Source organism: Comamonas sp., from assembly GCF_036666375.1.
Lineage (GTDB): Bacteria > Pseudomonadota > Gammaproteobacteria > Burkholderiales > Burkholderiaceae_C > Comamonas.
The window spans coordinates 1-22359 of record NZ_JAVWWA010000010.1; the positions used below are offsets into that span (position 1 = coordinate 1).

Below are 22359 nucleotides of genomic sequence, written 5' to 3' on the forward strand. Positions count from 1 at the left end.
GACGCGCCCGGCCAGGGAGGCTCACCACGAACGGATTAGTGGCAGCGCCGCTTTCTGTGGACCGTTCGTCCTGAGCCTGCCTCGCCGGCCGCGTCGAAGGATGAACGCCCTGCGCGCAGAAAAACCATGTGCAAATATTTTGCCATTGAGGTTCCACTTCCCCGATCTCATCCGTCAATGCCTGTGAACACCACCAACAAGGACTCTTCACATGCGTGACGGACAACGCCCCAGCCCGCGCGGCTGCCTTTCGCCGCTGGCGCTTTCCCTGACGCTGGCTCTGGCAAGCCTGGCCACCACCGCCCAGGCCCAGACTGCAGCCAGCAGCCCATCGGCCCAGCGCTTCAGCATTGCGGCCGGCCCGCTCGCGCCCGCGCTCAACCGTTTTGCCCAGCAAGCCGGCGTGGCCCTGGTCATGGACGCGGGCCGCGTCGCCGGGCTGCGCACCCAAGGCCTCAACGGCAGCTACAGCGTGCAGGACGGATTTGCGCAACTGCTCAAGGGCACGGGCCAGGCCATACAGAAATCGGACGCCGGCTATCTGCTGACGCCCGCGGCTGTCGCCGCAGCGACGACAGCGCCTGCGGCGCAGTCGGCCTATGCCTTGCCTGAAGCCGCACCGGTCCCCGAGGCCGGCCAGGACCAGCCGCTGCAAGCCGTGATCGTCCAGGCATCGCGCTCCAACATGGACGCGCAGAAGGCGCCGCAAAGCGTGCAGATCATCGGCCAGGCCGATATCGAACGCCAGATGGCGCTGTCGACCAATTCCTCGGATGTGCTGAGCAATCTGATTCCTTCGTACACGCCCAGCCGCGGCAAGATGAACGGCAGTGGCGAGACGCTGCGCGGACGCACGCCGCTGATACTGATTGACGGCGTGCCCCAGTCCAACCCTATCCGCCCCACGGGCCGCGAATCGCACACCATTGACTTCGCCATGGTCGAGCGCATCGAAGTCGTGCATGGCGCCAATGCAATCAACGGCCTGGGCGCGACCGGCGGCACGATCAACATCATCACCAAGCGCCCGGAAAACGGCGCGTTCAACCAGCATGTGGACGTGCAGGCCACCATGCCCAGCTCCAGCCCCGGCAGCGAGACCATGGGCTACAAGACCAGCTACCGCGTCAGCGGCCGCAAGGACCAGCTCGACTACCTGTTTGCGATTGCCGCCGAGGACCAGGGCCTGCACCGCGACGCGCGCGGCCGCTCGATCGGCACCGACACCACCCAGGGCGATCTGATGGACTCGCGCAGCTACGACATGCTGGGCAAGATAGGCTATTGGCTCGATGACGAGCAGCGCCTGCAGTTCTCGCTGAACCGCTACCGCATCAAGGGCGAGGCCAACTACCTGGCCGTGGCCGGCAACCGCGCCACGGGCCTGCCCACCACCTCGGTGCGCGGCCAGCCCGAAGGCACGGCGCCGTGGAACGATGTCTGGACGTCCAGCGTCAGCTACAACCACTACGACCTGGCCGGCATGGAGCTGTCGGCCATGGTCTTCCACCAGGACTTCGAGGCGCTGTTCGGCGCCGACAACTCCGCCACCTTCCAGGACGCGGCCATCGCGCCCGTGGGCCGGCTCTACGACCAGTCGCGCGCCACCTCGGCCAAGCTCGGCAGCAAGGTCACGCTGACCAAGTCCGACCTGCTCGACAGCAAGCTCAAGCTCACCGGCGGCTTCGACACCCTGGCCGACAAGGGCAAGCAGGACCTCTACGGCACGGGCCGCACCTATGTGCCCGAGTCCACCTACCGCAATCTGTCGCTGTTCCTGCAGGGCGACTACCAGCTGCATGAAAAGCTCGCGCTGCACGCCGGGGTGCGCAGGGAGCATGCCGAGCTGGAAATCGACAGCTACCGCACGCTGGCGCGCTACAACCGCGTCGCGGTCGCCGGCGGCACGCTCAAGTTCGACGAGACGCTCTACAACGCGGGCCTGGTGTTCTCGCCCACCGAACACTGGAACATCTACAGCAGTTATTCCGAAGGCCTGGGCATGCCCGATGTCGGCCGGGTGCTGCGCGCGATCAACACGCCGGGCCAGAACGTCGACGAGATGCGCAGCCTCAGCCCCATCGTCACCCACAGTGTGGAGCTGGGCACGCGCTACAAGCGCGGCGACTGGGACGCCGAAGCCAGCTGGTTCCGTTCGAGCTCCGACTACGGCACGCGCGTGGTGCGCGTCAACGACGCCTTCATGCTGGCGCGCGAGAAGAACCGCATCGAAGGCGTGGAGACCAGCCTGGGCTACCGCCTCAACCGCGCGCACAAGGCCAAGCTGTCCTATGCGCGCACCAAGGGCCGGTATGACAGCGACGGCAACGGCAGCCTGGACGCGCGCCTGGACGGCCTCAACGTCGCCCCCGACCGCGTGATTGCCGGCTGGACCGCGCAATGGAACGGCAATCTGTCGTCCTTCGTGCAGGTCCAGCATGCGATCAGCCGGCATTTCGACGACCCGGCCAAGCGCTTCAAGGGCTATACGCTGGTCGACGCGAGCCTGAACTACAAGCTGCCCCAGGGCACGCTGCGCCTGGCCGTGGCGAATGTGTTCAACCGCGACTACATCAGCTACTACTCGCAAAGCGCGCTGGTCGAGCCGCTGCGCTATTTCGCGGGACGCGGTCGCACGCTGACCGTGGGCTACTCGCTGGACTTCTGATGCGCCACCCTGCCCTCGCCGGCGCCTGGCGCGCGCTGGTCGCGACCGGCGGCGGCTATGTGCTGGTCGCGCTGGCCGTCAATGCGCTTGCGGCGCTGCTCGCACGCGCCGGGCAGCTGCCTTCGGACGCGGTGGTGAGCGCGGCCATGCTGGGCTTTCCGGCTTACCTCGGCGTGCTGCTGTGGGGCCTGGCCTGCCCCAGCGGCGCGCGCCTGGCCTGGGTGCTGGGCCTGGGCTGCCTGGTGTTCGCACTGCTGGGCTGGCTGGGAGCCAAGGCATGAGCGCCGCGCCGCAAAAACCCTGGCGCCAGCGCCTGGGCCCAGTCCACACCTGGGTGGGCATTGTGCTGGGCGGCTTGCTGTTTGCGGTCTTCTGGATGGGAACGCTCAGCGTGTTCGATCGCGAGATCGACCGCTGGATGATGCCCGCGACGCGGCTCGCGTCGCCTCCCGGTCCGACGCGGCTCGCGTCGCCCGCCGGCCCGCCGCGGCTGGACGCGATCGCGCCGCTGGCGCAAAGCCTGGTGCCCGCGGGCGCACGCCAGTGGCGCGTGGACTGGGCCACGCCGCGCACGCCCGTTCTGCGGCTGTCCTGGCAGACGCGGGACGGGCAGCGCGAACTGCGCTACCTCGACCCCGCGACATTGGCGCCGATGGCCGACCCGGGCACGCTGGGCGCCAGCGGCTTTTTCTTTCCCTTCCACTACGGCCTGATGCTCTCCTGGAACGACCTGGGCAAGTGGCTGGTGGGGCTGGCCGGCATGGCCATGCTGGTGCTGCTGGTCAGCGGCGTGGTCATACACCGCAAGCTGTTTGCCGATTTCTTCACCTTCCGCCCGCGCAAGCGCCTGCCGCGCAGCAGCCTCGATCTGCACAATGTCACGGGCGTGCTCGGCCTGCCGTTCCATTTCCTGATCACGCTGTCGGGGCTGGTGATCTTCTGGGCGGTCTATTTTCCCCAGGCGCACCAAGGCGTCTACGGCAGCGGCGCCAAGGCCAAGGCCGCGGTACAGGCCGAAGGCTATGGACGCTTCCGCCCGAACGCCGCGCCCGCCGCGCCGGGCCGGCCCCTGGCTTCGCTGGACGCCATGGCCGATCAGGCGCGCGCGCGCTGGGGCCCTGGCGCCGAGCCCTACTTCGTGCGCGTCTGGAAACCGGGCCAGGCGGACAGCTATGTAGAGCTGCGCCGGTCCTACGCCAGCGAAGTCTCGATGAACCTGGACCAGCTGTATTTCGATGCCGCGACCGGACAGTTCCTGCACCAGTTCCAGGCCGCGCCCGCAATGGCCGTGCAGCGCTTTTTCTCCGGCCTGCATTTCATCCAGTTCGAGCACCCGCTGCTGCGTGGGCTGTACTTTGCGCTGGGCCTGTCGGGCTGCGTGCTGATTGCCACCGGCCTCGTCTTCTGGCTGGCGGCGCGGCGCAAGGCCGCGGCGCCGGATGCGCGCTGGCGCCTGGTCGAGGCCTTGGCCGTGGCCAGCACCACGGGACTGATCGCGGCAACGCTGGGCTTTCTGTGCGCCAACCGGCTGCTGCCCCAGCACGCGCAATGGGGCGCGACGGACCGGCCCGGACTCGAGCTGCTGGCGTTCTTCGTGCTCTGGAGCCTGGCCCTGGCGCATGGCCTGGGCCGCGCAATGCAGGCCTGGCGCGAACAGGCCTGGGCGATTGCCGCGCTGGCGACATCGGCGCTGCTGCTCAATGCCGCGACTACCGATGCCTACACGCGGGTCACGACGCCCTGGGCAGTGTGGGGTGTCGATGCGGCGCTGCTGGCGCTGGCCGCCACCGCGATCTATGCCGCGCGCCGCCTGAAGGCGCGGGGATTGGCGACATGAATACACTGCTCGCCGCGCTGTGCCTGTTCGCTGGCTGGACGCTGCTGTATTTCGCCAGCGCAGGAACGCGCAGCAAACTCGGCGATACCGCGCCCCGTCCGGCCACATGCAAGATGGCAGCGCTGCTGCTGGCCCTGGCCGCCTTCGCGCTGTGCACCGTGAGCCAGGGGCCGGGAATGGGCAGTCTTTTGTGGCTGGCGCTGCTCAGCGCCTGTGCGTTTGCCGTCGTCGGTGTCGCCACCTGGGCGCCGCAGGCGCTGCTGCGCCTAGGCCGTCGACAGCGCCAGTGAGGTGTGCACCGGCATTTGCAAGCCGGCTGCCGCATCTTCGAGCGCCACCACATGGATATGCGGCTGCTCGCTCATCACGCCGCCAAAGATGGTCGCAAACGCCACGTCGGCCGCGTCGCGTCCCGTTGCCAGGCGCATCATGCCCATGGGAATCGCCGTGCCCGAAGGATCGAACTGGTACCAGCGATCGCCCAGGTAGACCTCGACATAGGCATGGAAGTCCGGCGGACCCAGGGCCGGGTCGGCGCCGTAGTCGGTGCCGGTGACAAAGCGCGCCGGCAGATTGAGCGCGCGGCACAGCGCGATCATCAGATGCGCGAAGTCGCGGCACACGCCCACGCGTTCGATCAGCGTGTCCACCGCCGATGTCGTGCCGCTGGAGCTGTTCGAGCGAAACGTCACATGCTGGCTCACCCAGTTGCAGATCGCCTGGACGCGCGCATAGCCTTGCGGCAGATAGCCGAACTGGCCCATGGCGAAATTCGACAGCCGGTCCGACTGGCAATAGCGGCTGGGGTAGATATAGGGCAGCACCTCGAGCGGCAGCTGGCGCACCGGCACTTCGCCGATCTGCGCCGGGTCCGCCGTGTGGTGGGAGATGTCCACCGTGGCACCGTATTGCACGGTGAGCGGGCCGGGCAGCGCGCTCAGCCGCAGGCAGCGCTGTCCCATATCGGGACTTTGCTGCAGCTCGCGGTAAGCGTCTGGCTGGCTGATCACCAGTTTTTCGCCGGACACTGCCTGGTGGGCGGTGTGCGCGGCATGGATATAGAAAAAGAAATCGGCTCCCGGTGCGAACACCGTATAGGACAACTCGATTTGGAGTTGAAGTCTGATCATGGTTGTCGTGGGCTACCAGAATGACAAGGAGAATTCCTGCGCCAGCGACTGCACACCTTCGCGCAACGCATGCTGGATGGCCGAAAGACCCATGCGCTAGCGTCAGTATGCGCTGCCCGGCGCCGGCAGGATGTCAGCAAACACCACCACTTCACTGCCATCCGTATGCCCACGCGGGCCGGCACTTCATGCCAGTCGGCACCGATGATCACGGCATTGCGGCTGCCGCCACGAAAGCCTGCTCCACGGCATCGAGCCGCTGCAGGCCCGCGTCCGCGCTGCGCCGCACCAGGCAGATCTGGCGCACGGGTGCGTTTCTGCCCAGCGCGATCTCGCGCACGCCATAGGCATCGCGCAGCTGGTAGCGGATCTTGGGCAGCACCGACACGCCTATGCCCGCGGCCACCATGGCGACGATCGCATCCATGCCCGGCACATCGAGCAGCGGCTGGCGCTGCGGCAGCAGCTGGTTGACGAAACGCGCGGCCATCTGGCCGGCGACGACGCCGCGGTCCAGCCGTATCCAGGGCGATTGGCCCAGGATCTGCTTGACGGTGCCGGGCGCCATGTTCGCGGGTACGACCAGCACGAAAGGCTCGCGCAGCAATGGCGTCCACAGCAGCCGGCTCGAGCCGCCCGAGACCGGCCGCACCACGACGGCGGCGTCGACGCGCCCGGCCTTGAGGCTTTGCAGCAGATCGGGCGTGGTGCCGCGATCTATCTGCAGCGCGATTTTCGGCGCCTGGCGCTGCAGCGCGGCAAAGGCCTGGGGCAGCAAGGTGGTCAGCGCCGACTCGGTGATGCCCAGGCGCACATGGCCCGCGGGCGCGGCGTCGGCGGTGTGGCGCAGCGACTCGAGCTCGGCCAGGCTGCGGTTGACGACGGCCGCCAGCTGCAGCGCGAACGGCGTGGGCCGCGCATTGCGCGCCGAGCGGTCGAACAGCGGCTGGCCGAAGTACTGCTCGAGCTGCTTCATCTGCAGGCTTACGGCGCTGGGCGTGAGGTTCACCTGCTCGGCAGCCTGGGCAAAGCTGCCCTGCTGCACAACGGCGGACAAGGTCGCCAGCAACTGCATTTTCATGAGTTTTCCTCGTGTATCGAACGACGAATGATCAAACAACAATTGAGCATTGTCTTCTAGCATGCAGGCTTGTTCAATCGATTTCGCCAGGCCATGACCTCCACTTTCCGCCTTGAAGACTTTGCCGCGCCGAACTCGGCATCGCCGGCGCGCGCGGGCACGCCCGCGCTGCCGCGCCGCCTGCGCAAGATGCTGTCGCTCGACGACTTCGAGCACGCGGCGCGCGCCTTCCTGCCCCGCCCCATCTTTGCCTATGTCTCGGGCGGCTGCGAGACCAACCGCTCGCTGCAGGGCAACCGCAGCGCCTTTGCCGACTACGGCTGGCAGACGCGCATCCTGAAGAACACCGCGGCGCGCACGCTGGGCACGACGCTGCTGGGCGAGGACTGGGCGGCGCCGTTCGGCATCGCGCCCATGGGCATCAGCGCGCTGTCGGCCTACCGCGGCGATCTGGTGCAGGCCCAGGCCGCGGCGGCGGCAAACATTCCCATGATCCTCAGCGGCACCTCGCTGATCCCCATGGAGGAGGTGGTGCGCGCCAACCCCAGGGCCTGGTTCCAGGCCTATGTGCCCGGCGAGCCCGAACGCATTGCGCTGCTGCTGGAGCGCGTCGAGCGCGCGGGCTTCGGCACGCTGGTGGTGACGGCCGACACGCCGGTCTCGGGCAACCGCGAGAACAATCTGCGCGCCGGCTTCTCGACGCCGCTGCGCCCCAGCCTGCGCCTGGCCTGGGACGGCATCACGCATCCGGGCTGGCTGTTCGGCACGGCGCTGCGCACGCTGGTCCAGCACGGCATGCCGCACTTCGAGAACTCGCAGGCCACTCGCGGCGCGCCCATCCTGTCATCGACGGTGACGCGCGACTTCGGCGCGCGCGACCATCTGAACTGGGAGCATTTCGATCTGATTCGCCGCCGCTGGAAAGGCAAGCTGGTGCTCAAGGGCATCCTGCACCAGGACGACGCGCTGCGCGCGCGCGAGCATGGCGCCGACGGCATCATCCTGTCCAACCACGGCGGGCGCCAGCTTGACGGCGCGGTCTCGCCGCTGCAGGTGCTGCCAGGCGTGGTGCAGGCGCTGGGACCCGACTACCCGGTGATGATGGACAGCGGCTTTCGCCGCGGCAACGATGTGCTGCTGGCGCTGGCGCTGGGCGCGAAGTTCGTGTTTGTCGGCCGGCCCTTCAACTACGCGGGCGCGGTGGCCGGCGAAGCCGGCGTGCGCCATGCGATAGGCATACTGGCCTCGGAAATGCTGCGCAACATGGCGCTGATAGGCGTCAACAGCCCGGCCGAGCTGGGCCGTGAACATCTCTTTTCGCGCCCCTGAACGGCAAGACGCCGGCAGCGCTGCCGGCGTCTTTCGCTGCAGACCCAAAGCTTCATTCGAGCTTGATGTTGGCCTCGCGGATCAGATTGCCCCACTTCGTGTGTTCGGCCTTGATGAAGGCCGCGAACTGCTGGGGCGTGCCGGTCACCGGAATATTGCCTTCGAAGGCCAGCTTGTCCTGCACGTCCTTGCGCGCCAGCATGGCACCGACTTCCTTGTTGACGCGCGCCACGACCTCGGCCGGCAGGCCCGCGGGGCCGACCAGCCCCAGCCAGGTGGTGGCGTCGAAACCGGGATAGCCCTGCTCGGCCACCGTGGGCACCTGGCCTATCACCGGCAGGCGCTGGGCCGAGCTCACGGCCAGCGCGCGCACCTTGCCGCCCGTCATCTGCGACATCACCGAGACGCTGTTGCCGAAATACAGCTGCACCTGGCCGCCGAGCAGCTCGTTCATTGCCGGGCCCGCGCCCTTGTAGGGCACCTGCAGCACCTGGATGCCTGCGCGGCGCGTGAGCATCTCACCCGCAAGATGGCCCACCGTGCCGTTGCCCGCATGCGCAATGCTGTACTCGCCGGGCTTGGCCTTGGCGGCCTTGATGAAATCGGCCAGCGTGCGAAACGGCGAGTCGGCGCGCACCACCAGCACCACGGGCTGCACCGCGATCTCGACGATGGGCGTGAAGTCCTTGAGCGGATCGAAAGGCATCTTCGCGTAGAGCGCGGGATTGATCGACAGATTCGAGGCCTGGCCCATGCCTATGGTGTAGCCGTCGGGTTGGGCCTTGGCCACCGCGTCCAGGCCGATGTTGCCGGCCGCGCCGGGGCGGTTCTCGACAATCACCGTCCATTGGTTGAGCACGGTGAACTTCTCGGCAATCAGCCGCGAGGTGGCATCGGTGCCGCCGCCCGGGGGAAACGGCACGATCAGCTTGATGGGCTTGGCCGGCCAGCTGCTCTGGGCGAAAGCGCCCGTCGTGCCCGCGGCCAGCGCCAGCGCGCCGGTGTGAAGAAAAGTACGTCGTTGCATGGTTTGTCTCCTTGGTTTATTTCTTGTTTCTATGCGCAGGCCACTATGGAGCGGACGTCAACTCCTGATAGAACCGTTCGTCCTGAGCTGATAGAACCGTTCGTCCTGAGCTTGTCGAAGGGCCGTTCATCCTTCGACGCGGCCGGCGAGGCAAGCTCAGGACGAACGGAGGGCGTCATGCCTTTCAAGAGAAGCCGCTGCGACGCCTCCCCGTTCGTGGTGAGCTTGTCGAACCATGAACGCCCTATCCTCATAAATTGACCGCAAGCCGCTTTAGATCGGCAAGCCCTTTTCGCGCAGCACCGCGTCAAAGCGTTCGGGATCGGCCGTGCCCGTGCGGTTGGTCTCGCGGATCTTGGCTTCCTTGAGCAGATGGGCGCGGGTCCTGGCGAGAACGCTCGCGGCCTCAGCGGCCGGCACGGCAATCACGCCGTCGGCGTCGCCGACGATCAGATCGCCGGGCAGCACCACTAGGCCGGCGCAGGACACCGGCACATTGACTTCGCCCGGGCCGTCCTTGCTCGGGCCGCGGTGGGTATGGCCCTTGGCGAAGATGGGCATGCCGTCTTCGGCCCATTCGCACAGATCGCGCACCGCGCCGTCTATCACCAGGCCGCCGAGCTGCTTGGCCACGCAGGTGGTGCGCATCAGGCCGCCGACCAGGGCCTGCGAGACATCTCCGCCGCCGTCAATGACCAGCACATCGCCGGGCTCGACCATCATCAGCGCCTTGTGGATCATCAGGTTGTCGCCGGGGCGCACGCGCACCGTCACGGCCGGGCCGCACAGCACGGTCTCGAGCCGGCGATGGTATTGGCGCAGGCCCAGGGTGCCGACGTTGCGGCTCATGGAGTCGCCAATCGCCGCCACCGGCATGTCGCGAAAGGCGGCGACGGTCTCGGCGTCAGGGCCGGCGGCGCGGGGGTTGATGCGGTAGCCTGCGGGCCACGAAGGGGTAGTGCTCATCGGATGCTCTGGTGGTCTTGGGAAAACACCTGCGGGTTCACGCAGGCGCAAAGATCGGGGGATTGGCCGCGGAGAAAGCCCAGCACGTTGCGCGCCGCGCCCGTGGCCATGCCTTCAAGCGCCGCCGCGGTCGAGCCGCCCACATGGGGCGTGAGCACGACGTTGGGCAGCGCGGCCAGCGCGCTGCCGGCCGGCAGGGGCTCGACGGCCATGGTGTCCAGGCCGGCGGCAAACAGCGCGCCCGAGCGCAGCGCCGCGATCAGCGCCGGCTCGTCAATGACTTCGCCGCGCGCGGTGTTGACCACGATCGCGCCGCGCGGCAGCAGGGCCAGCCGGGCGGCATCGAACAGGCCGCGCGTATGCGCGTTCAGCGGAATGTGCAGGCTCAGCACGTCGGCGCGCGGCAGCAGGCTGTCCAGCGCGGCGTGCAGCGCCACGCCCTCGACGGGGCTGGCGCCGCGCAGTCCGGGATCGAAGGCTTCGACTTCCATGCCCAGCGCCAGCGCCACCTTGGCGACGCGCTGGCCCACCTGGCCAAAGCCGACCAGGCCCAGGCGCCGGCCCGCGAGCTGCACGCCGTCCTGGGCGCGCGTCCAGCGGCCGGCGCGCAGCTCGGCGTCCAGCAGCGCGACCTTGCGCGCCGCGGCCAGCATCAGACCCAGCGTGAGTTCGGCCACCGACTGCGCGTTCGCGCCCGGCGTCACATAGACCGGAATGCCGCGCTCGCTGGCCGCGGCGACGTCGATGTTAGGCACGCCCACGCCATGCTTGGAGATGACTTTCAGCGTCGGGCAGGAACGGATGGCGTCGCCCGACAGCGCGACGGTGCGCGAGATGACGGCGTCCACCGGCTCGCTGGCCAGGATCTGCGCGACCTCGGCGGCGTCGTTGCCGTCGCGCATGAACAGCAGGCGGCAGCCCGCGTCCTCGAGAATGCGCTGGCCCGCGGGGGCAAGCTTGGGCGCGGTGATGAAAATCGTGAAGGCCATGTTGTCTCTTGTTGGGGAGGTGAATCCTGTTGGAAGTGGATTCTGCGCAGCGCAATTCATTCGGTCTATTGAATAATGGTGATTGACCCATTTCTTTTGGTAATTGATGAAAGCGCCCCATGGACCTGCATCTGCGCGATCTGCGCTACTTTGAAGCCGCGGCTGAAATGGGCCACTTCGGCCAGGCGGCCGAGCAGCTCGCGCGCAGCCAGCCGGCGCTGACCAAGTGCATTCAGCGGCTGGAAGAGGCGTTCGGCAGCCCGCTGTTCGAGCGCGAAGGCCGGGGCATACGGCTCACGCCCGTGGGCCAGATGCTGCTGGGCCGGGCGCGCATGCTGCGCAACACCGCCGAGGAAGTGGTGCGCCAGGTGCAGGAGTTCGCCCAGGGCCTGGCCGGCCATGTGCGCATAGGCAGCGGCCCGGTCGCGGCCGATCACCTGCTGCCCGAGGTCTGCAGCCTGGCGCTGGAGGGCGGCCACAAGACCACGATCAGCATCGTTGTCGGCCCGAGCTGGGAGCTGCGCGAGCAGCTGCGCGAAGGCAAGATCGATCTGCTGATAGGCCTGACCATAGACGGCGACCCGACCACCATCTCCTACCCGATTGTCGAGGACGTGGTGGTCGTGGCCGCCAGCCGCAGCCACCCGGTGTTCGCCACGCCGAAGATCACCATGCAGGCGCTGCTGGCCTACCCCTGGGCCCTGCCCGCGCCCGCGATTCCCAGCCGCCTGTGGCTGGACATGGCGTTTGCGAACCAGGGCCTGGCGCCGCCCAGCGTGCAGATCGAGGCCAGCTCCATTGCCCTGCTGCCGCGCATGATTGCGCGCACCCATCTGCTGAGCTTTGTCTCGCGCCACACCTTGGAACTGCCCGGCGGCGAGCACCTCGAGGAAGTGCGGCTGGAGGCCACGACGCTGCGGCGCAAGCTGGGCGTGACGGTGCGCCGCGCGGGCGAGCTGTCGCCCGCGGCGCAGCGCATTGTCGAGCTGCTGCGCTCCCAGGGCGCGGCCCTTGCGGCGGCTTGCTGAATCAGGGCCGGCCGTCCAGCAGATCGACTTCCGTGCGCATGTCCTGCACCAGGCGCTGCACCGCGGCGCCGTCCAGCAGGCTGCTCATGCCCACGGCCACGACGGTGTGCGTGAGCTGCCGGCGCGCATTGAACACCGGCAGCGCCACCACCGTGAGGCCGCGCACGAAATGGTCGCGGTCCAGCGCCCAGCCCTGGCGCCTGGCCAGTTCGACTTCGTTGCGCCAGATGGTGAAGCCGGGCGCGTCGTCCCAGGCAATGGCGGCGTAGATCTTCTTGAGCTGCGCCGGGCTGGCATCGAGCTCGGCGGCAATCAGCCGGCCCGTGGCGCTGACCAGGCTGGAGAACTGGCTGCCGACATCGGTGTGCAGCCGAAACGGCTGATTGGACTTCGACAGCGCCAGCACCACCACGCTCTGGTGCTGGGTGACTTCGACACCCATGGCGGTGACGCCATGCGCGGCCGCAAGCCGGTCCAGGCCGGGCTGCACGCGCTGGGCAAAGCTGCCGCCTTCGAGCACGCTGCGCGCCAGGCTGATCATTCCGCCGGCCAGCGTATAGCGCTTGGTCGCGCTGTCCATCTGCACCAGATCCTCGCTGACCAGCACGCGTAGGATATGCAGGCAGGTGCTGGGCACCAGGCCCAGTTGGTCGGCTATGGCCTTGACGCCCAGCCCGGGCTGGCTTTCGCCCAGCAGGCGCAAGATGGCAATCGATCGGCTGACGGCGGGCACGGGCCGCACGCGCTGGGCCTTGGGTTGACTCGGTTCACTGACCATGCTGCGGGTTTTCTGCGGGCTGCGACGCAATGTCGGGCTGTCCAGCTTACCCGATGCGGCGCGCGCCAACGGCGTCCAGGCCATGTCCAGCGAAATCATGGTGCGCTCCTGGGTGGGGCGGCCTTCATGATGGCCTGGGCCTGCAGCACCGGCGCGCCGTCCACGCTGGCCAGGCCCTGCAGGAACAACAGGCTGCGCGTGCGCTGCGTGATGCGGGCGCGCACTTCGACAAAGCCACCTTCGGCCACGCCGGCCAGGAAATGGCTGTCAAGCTGCAGCGTCAAACAGGGCACGCGGCCCGCGGCCTGCCAGGCAACGGTGCTCAGCGCATGGTCGACCAGCGTCAGCAAGGCGCCGCCATGCAGCATGCGCGCCGGATTGAGGTGCTCGGCCCGCACCTGCAGGCCATAGGCCCAGTCATCGCCCTCGCGCCGGCTCCACAGCGGGCCGGCCAGGCCCATGAAGCCGGGCAGTTCGTGCGGTTTCCAGCCTTGGGCCTGCGCTTGCATCGCTACGCCCTCAATCAGCCTTCAAGCCCGCCGTGGAAATCACCACCTGCCACTTCTGGCGTTCGCTGCGGCCAAAGGCCTGCAGGGATTCCGGCGTGCCGCCCGCGGGCTCGAAGCCCAGCTCCAGCAGGCGCTGGCGCGTTTCGGGGCGCTGCAGCGCCTTGTTGAACGCGGCGTTGAGCGTCTGGATGATCTGCGCTGGCGTGCCCCTGGGCGCGTACAGCGCATTCCAGGCAATCACGTCGAAGTCGGGAAAGCCCTGCTCGGCCACCGAAGACACGCCGGGCACCAGCGAGCTCGGCTGGCGCGATGTCACGGCAATCGCCCGCAGCTTGCCCGACTGCAGGTGCGGGCGCAGGCTGGTCGGGGTGTCGACAATCGCCGTGAGCTGGCCGCCGATCAGATCGGTGATCGCAATGCTCGCGCCCTTGTAGGGAACGCCGAACAGCGGCACGGCCGAACGCTCCTTGAGCAGCTCGACGACCAGGCGCGCGCTGGTGCTGGGCAGGGCGATGTCGGCGCTGCGCGGCGCGGTCTTGACCGCGTCGACCAGCTGCCTGGCCGTGGTCAGCGGCGAGCTGCTGGCCACGGCCAGCACCATGGGAAAGGTGCCGACCATGACCACCGGCTCGAAGTCATGGCCGGCGTTGAAAGGAATCTTGGTGTAGAGAAACTCGTTGAGCACATGGGTGGCGTTGGTGCCCATGGTCAGCGTATAGCCGTCGGGATGGGCCTTGGCCGTGGCCTCGGTGCCGACGTTGCCGCCGGCGCCGGGGCGGTTGTCGATGATGATGGGCTGGCCCAGATCGCGCGAGATCTGGTCGGCGAGATAGCGCGTGGCGATGTCCGTGCCCTGGCCCGCCGGATAGGCGACGATGATCTTGATGGGTTTCGATGGATAGGTCTGCGCCTGCAGCGCGGCCGAAGCCACCAGGCCGATGATCGCGGCCCATCCCGATACGATGCGTTTCATGTCTGTCTCCTTGTGATGCCAACTGTTTTTCCTGCGCGGGGCCTGGCCCCGCGCAGCGGCTTTTCTTCTGTGGATCAGTGTTGGGGGGTGGCATGGCCCTCCTGCATTCTGCGGGCCGGCGCCTGGGGCTGACCCTCGGGCCGACCCTCGCCCTGCTCTTGACCTTGCCCCTGCCGGCTGCGCGCCAGCACGGCGGCCCGGTCCTGGTCGAGCCGCGGCGGCGCCGCGCCCGGCACTGCAGGCGTGCCCATGAGCCGCACCGGTGAGCGTATGCCCTGGTAGTCGCCGCGCCGCACCAGCAGCTGCCGGTGCTGGGTATGCGGATGCTCGAGCGCGGCGGCCACGCTGTTGACGGCCGCGGCCGGCACGCCCTGGGCCATCAGCGCCTCGGCCCAGACTTGCGCCGGCCGGGTCGCAATCGCCGCCTCGATGGCCGCGTACAGCGCGTCGCGCTGGCCCAGACGCTGGGCGTTGCTGGCAAAGCGCGGGTCGGCGGCCAGCGCGGGCTCGCCCAGCGCGGCGCAAAAGCGCGCGAACTGCGCGTCGTTGAGAATGCCTATGAACAGCTCGCCGTCGGCCGCGCGGAACTTGTCGTAGGGCACGATGTTCGGGTGGGCGCTGCCCAGCGGCGCGGGCACTTCGCCCGAACAAAGCCAGTTCGCGCCATGCGGCAGCAGCAGGCTGATCGCGGTGTCGTAGAGCGTGGCCTCGACGCGCTGGCCCAGGCCGTCGCGCGCGCGCGCCTGCAGCGCCATCAGGATGCCGCTGAGCGCGACATAGCCCGTGAGGTGATCGACCACGGGAATGCCCACCTTGGTCGCGCCGCTGCCTTCGCTGCCGTTGATGCTCATGATGCCGCAGGCCGCCTGCAGCACGGCGTCATAGCCCGGCAGCCCGCCCAGCGGACCGTCGGCGCCAAAGCCGCTGATGCTGCACAGCACCAGCCGCGGGTAGCGCGCGGCCAGCACTTCCTCGTAGCCCAGGCCCCAGCGCTCCAGCGTGCCGGGAACGAAGTTCTCGACCAGCACGTCGGCATTTGCCAGCAGGCCGTGCAGCACCTGCTGGCCGTCGGGCGTGGACAGATCCAGGCTGATCGACTGCTTGCCGCGGTTGAGCGCGGAAAAGTACGCGGCCTGCTGGCTGGGCGTATAGGGCGGGCCCAGCCGGCGGGTCTCGTCGCCCGCGGGCGGCTCGACCTTGGTCACCTCAGCGCCATGGTCGGCGAGAATCTGCGTACACAGGGGCCCGGCCAGGACCCTGGTCAGGTCGACGACCCTGAGCCCCTGCAAGGCGCCTGCGCGTTCCATGGCTCAGGCTCCGCGGCTGGGCAGGACCACGACGCCGCCGCCAAGCACCGACAGCTCGTTGTCCTGGTTGTGCGCGATCTGCTCGATCTCGACCATGTGCTTGCCGTCCTCGACAAACTTGCGCACCACCTTGCCGGTGATGAACACCATGTCGCCTTCGGGATTGTGGCGGCGGATCTTGCAGCTGGCCTTGTGCAGGAAGCCGCTGTCGCCCATCCAGTTGGTCAGGTGGTGGGTCAGCCACGAGGTGCGCTCGGGACCGTAGTCGTAGGCACCGGGCGCGCCGACTTCCAGCGCGAAGTCCTCTTCCCAATGCACGCGCTCGGGCACGTCGGGAATGCCGAAGCGGTTCTTGATGCCCACGCCCGGGTGGGCGTCGATCAGCTTCCAGGCCAGCTTGTTGGCGCGGATGTAGAGGCCGCCCCAGCCCTGGGCATAGGCAATGAAGCCGGTCACGGTCATCGGGCCCTTGAACATCGTCGGCAGGGCCTCGCCCTCCTTCACATCCTCCCAGTAGCGCGGCACGGCGCCGCGCACTTCCTCCTTGCGGTAGAGGTCGAAGGCCGCGGCCAGCTCCTCGTCGGTGTAGCTGCGCTGGCCGCGCTCGCGCGCCGCATCGTACTTGGTGCCGACCTCACGCGCATGGTCGCGCTCGGTGCGAAAGCACCAGCTGTCGGCCTCGGCCACCTTGTCGCCGTCCTGGTTGAAGAAATCCACGTGGTAGATCTGCTGCACGGCGCGGCCGGCAAAACGCGTCTGGTGTTCGATCAGGTCCTTGAGATAGGCCTCGGTGTGGATCTCGTCGTTGCGCCGCACGGGCTTGTGCCAGGTCCAGTCGGCACCCGACCACATCGCATGCACGCCCGGCAGGCCGCCGACATAGCCCGAAACAATGCGGCTGGTCGAGAACAGGAAGCTGGGCAGCGCGACAATGCCGCCGTAATGCGACTTGGCCGCGTAGTCGGGGTCGCACCACAGCGGGTTGTCGTCGCCGATGCCATGGGCGTAATGGCGGATGTTGTCGCGCGTCGCCTCGTGGCACCAGGGCTCGACGGTGTGGCCTATCTTGACGCCTATGCGCTGGCGCAATTCGTCGAGTCCGCTTTCGGTGATCTTGGGGAAATTGCGCTGGGCTTTCATGTCCATGGTGATGGCTCCTGGTTGAGAAATGGGGAATGGGGAAATGGCGCGGTGACGCATTCAGCCGGCAGTGCTGGACGGCCCTTCGACAAGCTCAGGGCGAACGGGGCGCAGCTCAGGGCGAACGGGGGGCGGCTCAGGGCGAACGGGGGGCGGCTCGGGGCGAACGGGAAGCGGCTCGGAGCGAACGGCCAAGGGCCCGGGCGCCGAACCGTTCGTCCTGAGCCCGTCGAAGGATGAATGGCCTTGCCCTGCCAGCTCGCGCTCGCGCAGCACCTTGCGATGCACCTTGCCGGCCGGGGTCTTGGGCAGCTCGTCGACCAGGGCCACATGGCGCGGGTATTCGTGCTGGCTCAGCTTGGTCTTGACCAACTCCTGGATTTCGCCGGTGAAGGCGGCGATGTCGGCCGCCGGGCGGGTGCTGACGATGAAGGCCTTGACGACCTGGCCGCGCAGCGCGTCGGGCACACCGATCACCGCGGCCTCGAGCGCGTCGGGGTGCATCAGGATCACGTTCTCGATCTCGACGGCGCTCATGGTCCAGCCCGCGGATATGATCACGTCGTCGGCGCGGCCGCCGTGATAGAAGTAGCCGTCGGCATCGATGCGGCCCAGGTCCTTGGTCGGCAGCCACTGGCCGCGGCGCAGCACCATCAACTGGCCCGTGACGCCGGGCGCGCAGGGCTTGCCGTCATCGCCCTGCACCTGCACCTCGGTGCCCGGCACGGCCTTGCCCAGCGCGCCTTTCTTGACCGGAAAATCGGGCGCGCCGGGGTAGCTGGCCAGCACCACGCCGATCTCGGTCGTGCCGTACATGCTGCAGACTTCCAGGCCGAAGGTGGCGCGCACGAAGTCGGCGGTGTCGTCGTCTATGGGCTCGCCGGTGAACGACAGCTTCTGCAGCGCAAAGCGGTAGTCGCCGGCCTTGCCGCAGTTCTTCATCATGCGGTAGTGGGTCGCGGCCGCCGACATGTTGGTGAAGCGGTGCTCGGCCAGGCCCTGCAGCAGGCGCTCGGCGTTGAAGCGCCCGCTGTATGCGCCCACCGTGAGGCCCAGCGCCAGCGGCGCAAGCGTGCCATGCCACAGCCCATGGCCCCAGGCCGGCGACGACGGGCAGAAGTAGCGCTCGCCGGGGCGTATGCCCGTGCCGTAAAGCGCGGCCACCATCAGCGTCACCAGCGCCTTGTGCGAATGCTTGACGGCTTCGGGCAGCTCGCGTGTCGTGCCCGAGGTGTACTGGAACACCGCCAGGTCCGCTGCCCTGGACTGCGTCTGGTAGCGGGCGGGAAAAGCCGTGAGGGATTGCGCGAACCCGGCGTCGAACACCTGCACCGGCGGGTGGCCGGGAAAGCGCGCGGCGTCCTGCTTCTCGGCATTGGTGATCAGCAGCGCGGGCTGGCAGTCCTGCACCCGCAGCCGTATGCCGTCGGGGCCGAACAGCGTGAACAGCGGCACGGCAATCGCGCCGCGCTTGATCACGCCGAACATCGCGGTGTAGAAGGCGCGCGAAGGCTCGAGCATGATCGCCACCCGGTCACCGGCCTGCACGCCGCTGGCCTCCAGCCAGTGCGCCAGCCGCGACGAGTCTTCGGACAGCTGGGCAAAGCTGATGACTTCCTCGCCGCCGCCGGCCTGGACCACGATCAGCGCGTCCCGGCCCGAGGCCGCATGGCGGTCCACGCATTCATGGGCAATGTTCAGCGCATCGCGGTTTCCGTCAAACAGGTCCCAGAGCCGTTCGGGGGAAAACTGGATCTGCGCATCGGCGTAGCTCTGGTAGTCGGTCAGTGATTTCATGGCGGCATCCAACGTCAGTGAGGGGTTGAATGCAGTTTTCTCCCGCCGGCTGCTTTTGTCAAATACGACTTCTATTTGTCTATAGACAAATACAAGCAAAATCCAAGTGCGTGAATGCGGGCGCAAACGCAGGTCTTGAAGACCTGGGCGGGTGCATTGAGAAGCTGAAGACGGGGCGCGGGAACACCGGGAAATGCGCGTGCCTGCTGCGGGCCGCGCTCCTGTTTTTCCGGCATTCAAGCCGGCGCAAAAGTGCCGCGCGGGCATGCATGCGGGCCTGAGATGAACCCGCGAGGGCGGCGCAAAACCCCGGCACCCGCATGCGCGAGCGGCGTGCAATCAAGGGTATGTCCTAGGCAATTTGCGCGTGGACGCGGCGGCCAACGCGCGCTTGCCGCCAACCGCCCATGGCAACACAAGCTCCACTCCCACACCGCGCCCGGATTTCATCCGTTACGGTAGCAAGTGCTGGTGTTTCCCCATGCCAGATATCCCATTCCAATCCCACGAGGTGTGCAATGAACAATAACGAGCAACAACCACGTCAGCTGACACTCGACAACCAACGACTCGAAGCGGCAAAGCAAAGCCTGGACCAGGGGGCGGTGACGCCCGAGGCCGAGCAATGGCGCGAAGCCATCATCAAGCTGCTCAATGATTCGCTGGCGACCGAAATCGTCTGCGTGCTGCGCTACAAGCGCCACCACTTCACGGCCACCGGCCTGGAATCGCCGGCCATTGCCGATGAATTCCTGGTGCACGCCAACGAGGAGCAGGCGCATGCCGACAAGATCGCCAAGCGCATCGTGCAGCTGGGCGGCAAGCCCGATCTGAATCCCGACACGCTGACCAGCCGCAGCCACGCCGACTACGACGAGCAGGAAGACCTGCACGCCATGATTCGCGCCAATCTGATTGCCGAGCGCGTGGCCATCGAGGCCTACACGCAGATGATCGAGCTGATCGGCGACAAGGACCACACGACGCGCCGGCTGATCGAGCAGATCCTGGAGCAGGAGCAGGAGCACGCCGACGAGCTGTCGGACTGGATGAAGCGCGCCTGACGCGCAGCCGGTAAGTGCCCGGCGCAGGGTTGGCCATCGGCCCTGCGCCGGCGCATTTCCGGTGAATTTCCGGCGCGATTCCGGCGCAGTGCCGACGTGTTTCCGGCTCAGGCCGGGCGTATGCGCACCTGCAACTCAAGCCAGGCCAGCACATTGGCCGGCCGCGCAAACACCCCATCGGCATGGTCCGCGACGCGCTCGCCGACCGCAAACGCCAATCCGCCCAGCGCCCGCGCGGCCTGCATGGCGCTGATATCGCTGGTGTCGTCGCCTATGAACACCGGCATCCTGCCGCAATACGGTGCCTGCTGCATCAACTGCTGCAAGGCCGCCCCCTTGTCGATATGCGCGGGCAGCCATTCAATCACTTTTCTGCCTTCGCACAGCCCATGGGTGGGCAGTGCCGCGGCCAGCTGCGCGCCGAGTTCGCGAATCATGGCTTCGGCCGCGGGCGCCTGGCGCCAGTGCAGCGCCAGGCCGCAAGGCTTTTCCTCGACCAGGGCGCCGGGCCAGGGCTGCAGTGCCTGGCGGCAGCGCTGCGCCAGCGCCGCCAGCCGGGCATCGGCCGGCGCGGCCTGCAGGATCTCGGCGCCGTGGCTGCCGACCAGCGCGATGCCCGCGCCTTGCAGCAGCGGCGCCAGGTCGGCATACGCCCGGCCGCTGATGCAGGCCAGAGCGCCGTTGAGCCGCGGCGCCAGCGCGGCCAGGGTCTGCAGCAGCAGCGCACTGACCTGCACCGCGGCCGGCGTGGGCGCGATATCGATCAGCGTGCCGTCGAAATCGACAAACAGCGCTATCGGCTCAGCCAAGACCTGCCCCCGCGCCGCGCTGCGTCTGCTGAACGCCGCGTTCGAGCTGGAGCAAGAAATCGCCAAAGCCTTCGCGCGCGCGCGGATCGCGCCGCGCGCTGGTCACCACGCAGGGCGCGATGCGCCGCGCAATGCGCAGTCCCGCCTGCTCGCAGCGCCGCACCAGGCTCACGTCTTCGTGCGCCTTGCCCGGAAGAAAACCGCCGACCTGCAGATAGGCCTGGCGCGACAGCCCCAGATTGGCGCCATGCACATGCGGGTGGCCGTCGCGCGGCACCGTGGCGTGAAACGCGCGCACCACCTCGGGCGCGTAATCGCCCCAGTCGTCGACGCGCACAATGCCGCAGAACACCTCGGCGCCGCAGTTCCACTGCGCGTGCAGCCAGTCCTCGGGCACCTGGGTGTCGGCGTCGGTGCAGGCAATCCAGTCGGCGCCGCGTTCGAGGGCGCGCTGCGCGCCCGCGCACCTTGCCCGGCCGACGTCGCGCGCATCGATCTCCAGCACCTGGTCGGCATGCGCGCGCGCGATGCGCGCCGAGCCGTCATCGCAGGCATCGAGCACCACCACCAGCAGCGATTCGACGCCATGGCCTGCGAGATGCCGCATGCTGGCGCGCACCGACTGCAGGCAGGCCAGCAGGCGCTGCTCCTCGTTGTGCGCGGGAATGACAATGCCCATCATAGAAGTCCGTCCTTCTGCGCCACGCTGACGCTGCTGGCGCTCAATACGTCAATCAACAAATCATGGTCCTGGTAGCCGGCCAGGCGCGCAAAACCCGTGACTTCGGCCAGCAAGTCATGGGCAGCCGGCGCCGGCGTGATGACCTGGGCAAAGGGGTGGCGCCAGTGCGCCAGCAGCAGCACGCAGTCGGCCGAGGCCTGGATGCGGACATTGCGCGCCAGCTGGCTGAGCTGCGCCTCGCTCAGGTAGTAGGCGACATCGCACAGCAGGATCTGGTCGAAGCTGCGCGCCGGCCAGTCCTGGGTGATGTCGGCCTGCACGACCTCGACATGGGCCAGGCCCTGCAGGCGCTCACGCGCCAGCGAAACGGCTTTCGGCGAGACGTCGATGGCCAGCACATGGCGCGCGCGCGGCGCCAGCATCTGCGTGATCAGGCCGGTGGAGCAGCCGATTTCCAGCACCTGGCCGAGCTTTTCGCCCGGCAGCAGCGCGGCAATCAGCGCGCGCCGGCGCTTTTCGTACCAGTGCGTCTCATAGCCCCAGGGATCGGGCTCCTCGTGGGGCGCGTCAAAGTCAATGGCCATGGACGTAGTACTCGTGGTCGGTGGTGAACTCGGCAAGGAATTCGTCGCGGATGATGGCGCCGGCGGGCGTGGCGTCGCGGCTGAACTGCGTCTGGAACAGCGCCGCGGCGCGCTGCTTCAACGCGCGTTCGGCGGGCGCCAGCGTGATGGCGGCCACGCCCTCCTGGGCAAAGAACTGGGTGCGGCGCGCGCGGTCGATCAGCGCCCAGACCGGGTAGAAGATGCTTTGCCCCGCGGCACTGACCTGGCGCAGGCCGTGGGCCACCATTTCGTGGTCGGGATGGCCGTCGTTCCACCAGGGGGCGACGCACAGCGCATCGGCGCGGCAATGGTTTTGCAGCGCGCGCTCGACCAGCGCCGGCTGCTCCATGAGCTGCGAATCGCCCAGGCCCCAGAACGTGGGCGGCGGATAGCCAAGCAGGGCCGCGGCCTGGAGCGACTCCTGCTGGCGCGCGGCGCGCAAGGCCAGCTCCTCGTCGACCGGCAAGGCGCCAAAGCAGCGCTCGCCATCGGTCACGATATGCACTTCGACGCTCAGGCCCAGCCGCTGGGCGCAGCGTATCAGGCCGAAGCAGCCGAACACCTCGTCATCGGGATGGGGGGCCAGCACGGTGAGGGTGCGAAACCCGCGCAGCAGCATTTCAACGGGCACGGGCAGCAT

The 22359-nt window shown here is 68.0% G+C and carries 22 protein-coding genes; 7 read left to right on the forward strand and 15 right to left on the reverse strand.

The window, feature by feature from the left end:
• Nucleotides 1-211: 211 nt before the first annotated feature.
• The 4 genes from RR928_RS03855 to RR928_RS03870 are packed head-to-tail and all read left to right on the forward strand — an operon-like array spanning nucleotide 212 to nucleotide 4795.
• The gene (locus tag RR928_RS03855) at nucleotides 212-2668 is read left to right on the forward strand and encodes a TonB-dependent receptor (RefSeq protein ID WP_332681543.1); all 2457 of its coding nucleotides are present in this window, start codon (nucleotides 212-214) and stop codon (nucleotides 2666-2668) included.
• The gene (locus tag RR928_RS03860) at nucleotides 2668-2949 is read left to right on the forward strand and encodes a hypothetical protein (RefSeq protein WP_332537929.1); all 282 of its coding nucleotides are present in this window, start codon (nucleotides 2668-2670) and stop codon (nucleotides 2947-2949) included. Before RR928_RS03855 ends, RR928_RS03860 begins: the two co-directional genes overlap by 1 nt.
• Nucleotides 2946-4505 (forward strand): PepSY-associated TM helix domain-containing protein, encoded by a 1560-nt coding sequence (locus RR928_RS03865; RefSeq protein ID WP_332681544.1) that lies wholly within the window; start codon nucleotides 2946-2948, stop codon nucleotides 4503-4505. Before RR928_RS03860 ends, RR928_RS03865 begins: the two co-directional genes overlap by 4 nt.
• The gene (locus tag RR928_RS03870) at nucleotides 4502-4795 is read left to right on the forward strand and encodes a DUF3325 family protein (protein ID WP_332537927.1); all 294 of its coding nucleotides are present in this window, start codon (nucleotides 4502-4504) and stop codon (nucleotides 4793-4795) included. The genes RR928_RS03865 and RR928_RS03870 overlap by 4 nt, the downstream gene beginning before the upstream one ends.
• Here the strand turns inward: RR928_RS03870 and RR928_RS03875 are convergent.
• Nucleotides 4772-5635, reverse strand: a complete 864-nt coding sequence (locus RR928_RS03875) for a transglutaminase-like domain-containing protein (RefSeq protein WP_332547524.1) — start codon at nucleotides 5633-5635, stop codon at nucleotides 4772-4774. The genes RR928_RS03870 and RR928_RS03875 overlap by 24 nt on opposite strands.
• A gap of 208 nt (nucleotides 5636-5843) precedes the next feature.
• Nucleotides 5844-6716 (reverse strand): LysR family transcriptional regulator, encoded by an 873-nt coding sequence (locus tag RR928_RS03880; protein WP_332537925.1) that lies wholly within the window; start codon nucleotides 6714-6716, stop codon nucleotides 5844-5846.
• Between the two features lie 93 nt (nucleotides 6717-6809).
• Between RR928_RS03880 and RR928_RS03885 the strand changes: the two genes are divergently transcribed.
• A complete protein-coding gene (locus RR928_RS03885) occupies nucleotides 6810-8045 on the forward strand; it encodes an alpha-hydroxy acid oxidase (RefSeq protein ID WP_332681545.1) in 1236 nt (411 codons plus the stop codon).
• A 52-nt stretch (nucleotides 8046-8097) separates the two neighbouring features.
• Here RR928_RS03885 and RR928_RS03890 read toward each other — a convergent pair whose 3' ends face one another.
• The 3 genes from RR928_RS03890 to RR928_RS03900 all read right to left on the reverse strand — a co-directional run bounded on the left by RR928_RS03890 (nucleotide 8098) and on the right by RR928_RS03900 (nucleotide 11027).
• Entirely contained in the window at nucleotides 8098-9072 is a 975-nt protein-coding gene (locus tag RR928_RS03890; RefSeq protein ID WP_332537923.1) for a Bug family tripartite tricarboxylate transporter substrate binding protein, read from the reverse strand.
• A 273-nt stretch (nucleotides 9073-9345) separates the two neighbouring features.
• Nucleotides 9346-10038, reverse strand: coding sequence for an RraA family protein (locus tag RR928_RS03895; protein WP_332681546.1), 693 nt, complete (start codon nucleotides 10036-10038; stop codon nucleotides 9346-9348).
• Nucleotides 10035-11027: a hydroxyacid dehydrogenase gene (locus RR928_RS03900; RefSeq protein WP_332537922.1), complete on the reverse strand. Its 993-nt coding sequence runs from the start codon at nucleotides 11025-11027 to the stop codon at nucleotides 10035-10037. Before RR928_RS03900 ends, RR928_RS03895 begins: the two co-directional genes overlap by 4 nt.
• Before the next feature lie 119 nt (nucleotides 11028-11146).
• On the opposite strand from RR928_RS03900, the gene RR928_RS03905 reads away from it, so the two are divergent.
• On the forward strand, nucleotides 11147-12055 hold the full coding sequence (locus tag RR928_RS03905; RefSeq protein ID WP_332537921.1) for a LysR family transcriptional regulator: 909 nt from the start codon (nucleotides 11147-11149) through the stop codon (nucleotides 12053-12055).
• 1 nt (nucleotide 12056) lies between these two features.
• On the opposite strand, the gene RR928_RS03910 is transcribed toward RR928_RS03905, so the two are convergent.
• The 6 genes from RR928_RS03910 to RR928_RS03935 all read right to left on the reverse strand — a co-directional run bounded on the left by RR928_RS03910 (nucleotide 12057) and on the right by RR928_RS03935 (nucleotide 18559).
• Nucleotides 12057-12932: an IclR family transcriptional regulator gene (locus RR928_RS03910; protein ID WP_332537920.1), complete on the reverse strand. Its 876-nt coding sequence runs from the start codon at nucleotides 12930-12932 to the stop codon at nucleotides 12057-12059.
• A complete protein-coding gene (locus tag RR928_RS03915; protein WP_332537919.1) occupies nucleotides 12929-13342 on the reverse strand; it encodes a PaaI family thioesterase in 414 nt (137 codons plus the stop codon). Before RR928_RS03915 ends, RR928_RS03910 begins: the two co-directional genes overlap by 4 nt.
• Nucleotides 13343-13352: 10 nt before the next feature.
• Complete coding sequence (locus tag RR928_RS03920; RefSeq protein ID WP_332547520.1) at nucleotides 13353-14315, reverse strand: Bug family tripartite tricarboxylate transporter substrate binding protein; 963 nt, start codon at nucleotides 14313-14315, stop codon at nucleotides 13353-13355.
• 74 nt (nucleotides 14316-14389) lie between these two features.
• Nucleotides 14390-15622 (reverse strand): CaiB/BaiF CoA transferase family protein, encoded by a 1233-nt coding sequence (locus tag RR928_RS03925; protein ID WP_332537917.1) that lies wholly within the window; start codon nucleotides 15620-15622, stop codon nucleotides 14390-14392.
• A gap of 3 nt (nucleotides 15623-15625) precedes the next feature.
• Nucleotides 15626-16768 (reverse strand): FAS1-like dehydratase domain-containing protein, encoded by a 1143-nt coding sequence (locus RR928_RS03930; RefSeq protein ID WP_332537916.1) that lies wholly within the window; start codon nucleotides 16766-16768, stop codon nucleotides 15626-15628.
• A 54-nt stretch (nucleotides 16769-16822) separates the two neighbouring features.
• A complete protein-coding gene (locus RR928_RS03935) occupies nucleotides 16823-18559 on the reverse strand; it encodes an acyl-CoA synthetase (RefSeq protein WP_332681548.1) in 1737 nt (578 codons plus the stop codon).
• Between the two features lie 518 nt (nucleotides 18560-19077).
• On the opposite strand from RR928_RS03935, the gene RR928_RS03940 reads away from it, so the two are divergent.
• A complete protein-coding gene (locus RR928_RS03940; protein WP_332537914.1) occupies nucleotides 19078-19623 on the forward strand; it encodes a ferritin-like domain-containing protein in 546 nt (181 codons plus the stop codon).
• Nucleotides 19624-19730: 107 nt separating this feature from the next.
• Here RR928_RS03940 and otsB read toward each other — a convergent pair whose 3' ends face one another.
• Genes otsB through RR928_RS03960 form a run of 4 tightly spaced genes read right to left on the reverse strand, consistent with a single transcriptional unit; the run spans nucleotide 19731 to nucleotide 22359 of the window.
• Entirely contained in the window at nucleotides 19731-20432 is a 702-nt protein-coding gene (gene otsB, locus RR928_RS03945) for a trehalose-phosphatase (RefSeq protein ID WP_332537913.1), read from the reverse strand.
• A complete protein-coding gene (locus RR928_RS03950) occupies nucleotides 20425-21114 on the reverse strand; it encodes a glycosyltransferase (RefSeq protein WP_332537912.1) in 690 nt (229 codons plus the stop codon). Before RR928_RS03950 ends, otsB begins: the two co-directional genes overlap by 8 nt.
• A complete protein-coding gene (locus RR928_RS03955) occupies nucleotides 21111-21698 on the reverse strand; it encodes a class I SAM-dependent methyltransferase (RefSeq protein ID WP_332681549.1) in 588 nt (195 codons plus the stop codon). The genes RR928_RS03950 and RR928_RS03955 overlap by 4 nt, the downstream gene beginning before the upstream one ends.
• Complete coding sequence (locus RR928_RS03960) at nucleotides 21688-22359, reverse strand: PIG-L deacetylase family protein (RefSeq protein ID WP_332537910.1); 672 nt, start codon at nucleotides 22357-22359, stop codon at nucleotides 21688-21690. The genes RR928_RS03955 and RR928_RS03960 overlap by 11 nt, the downstream gene beginning before the upstream one ends.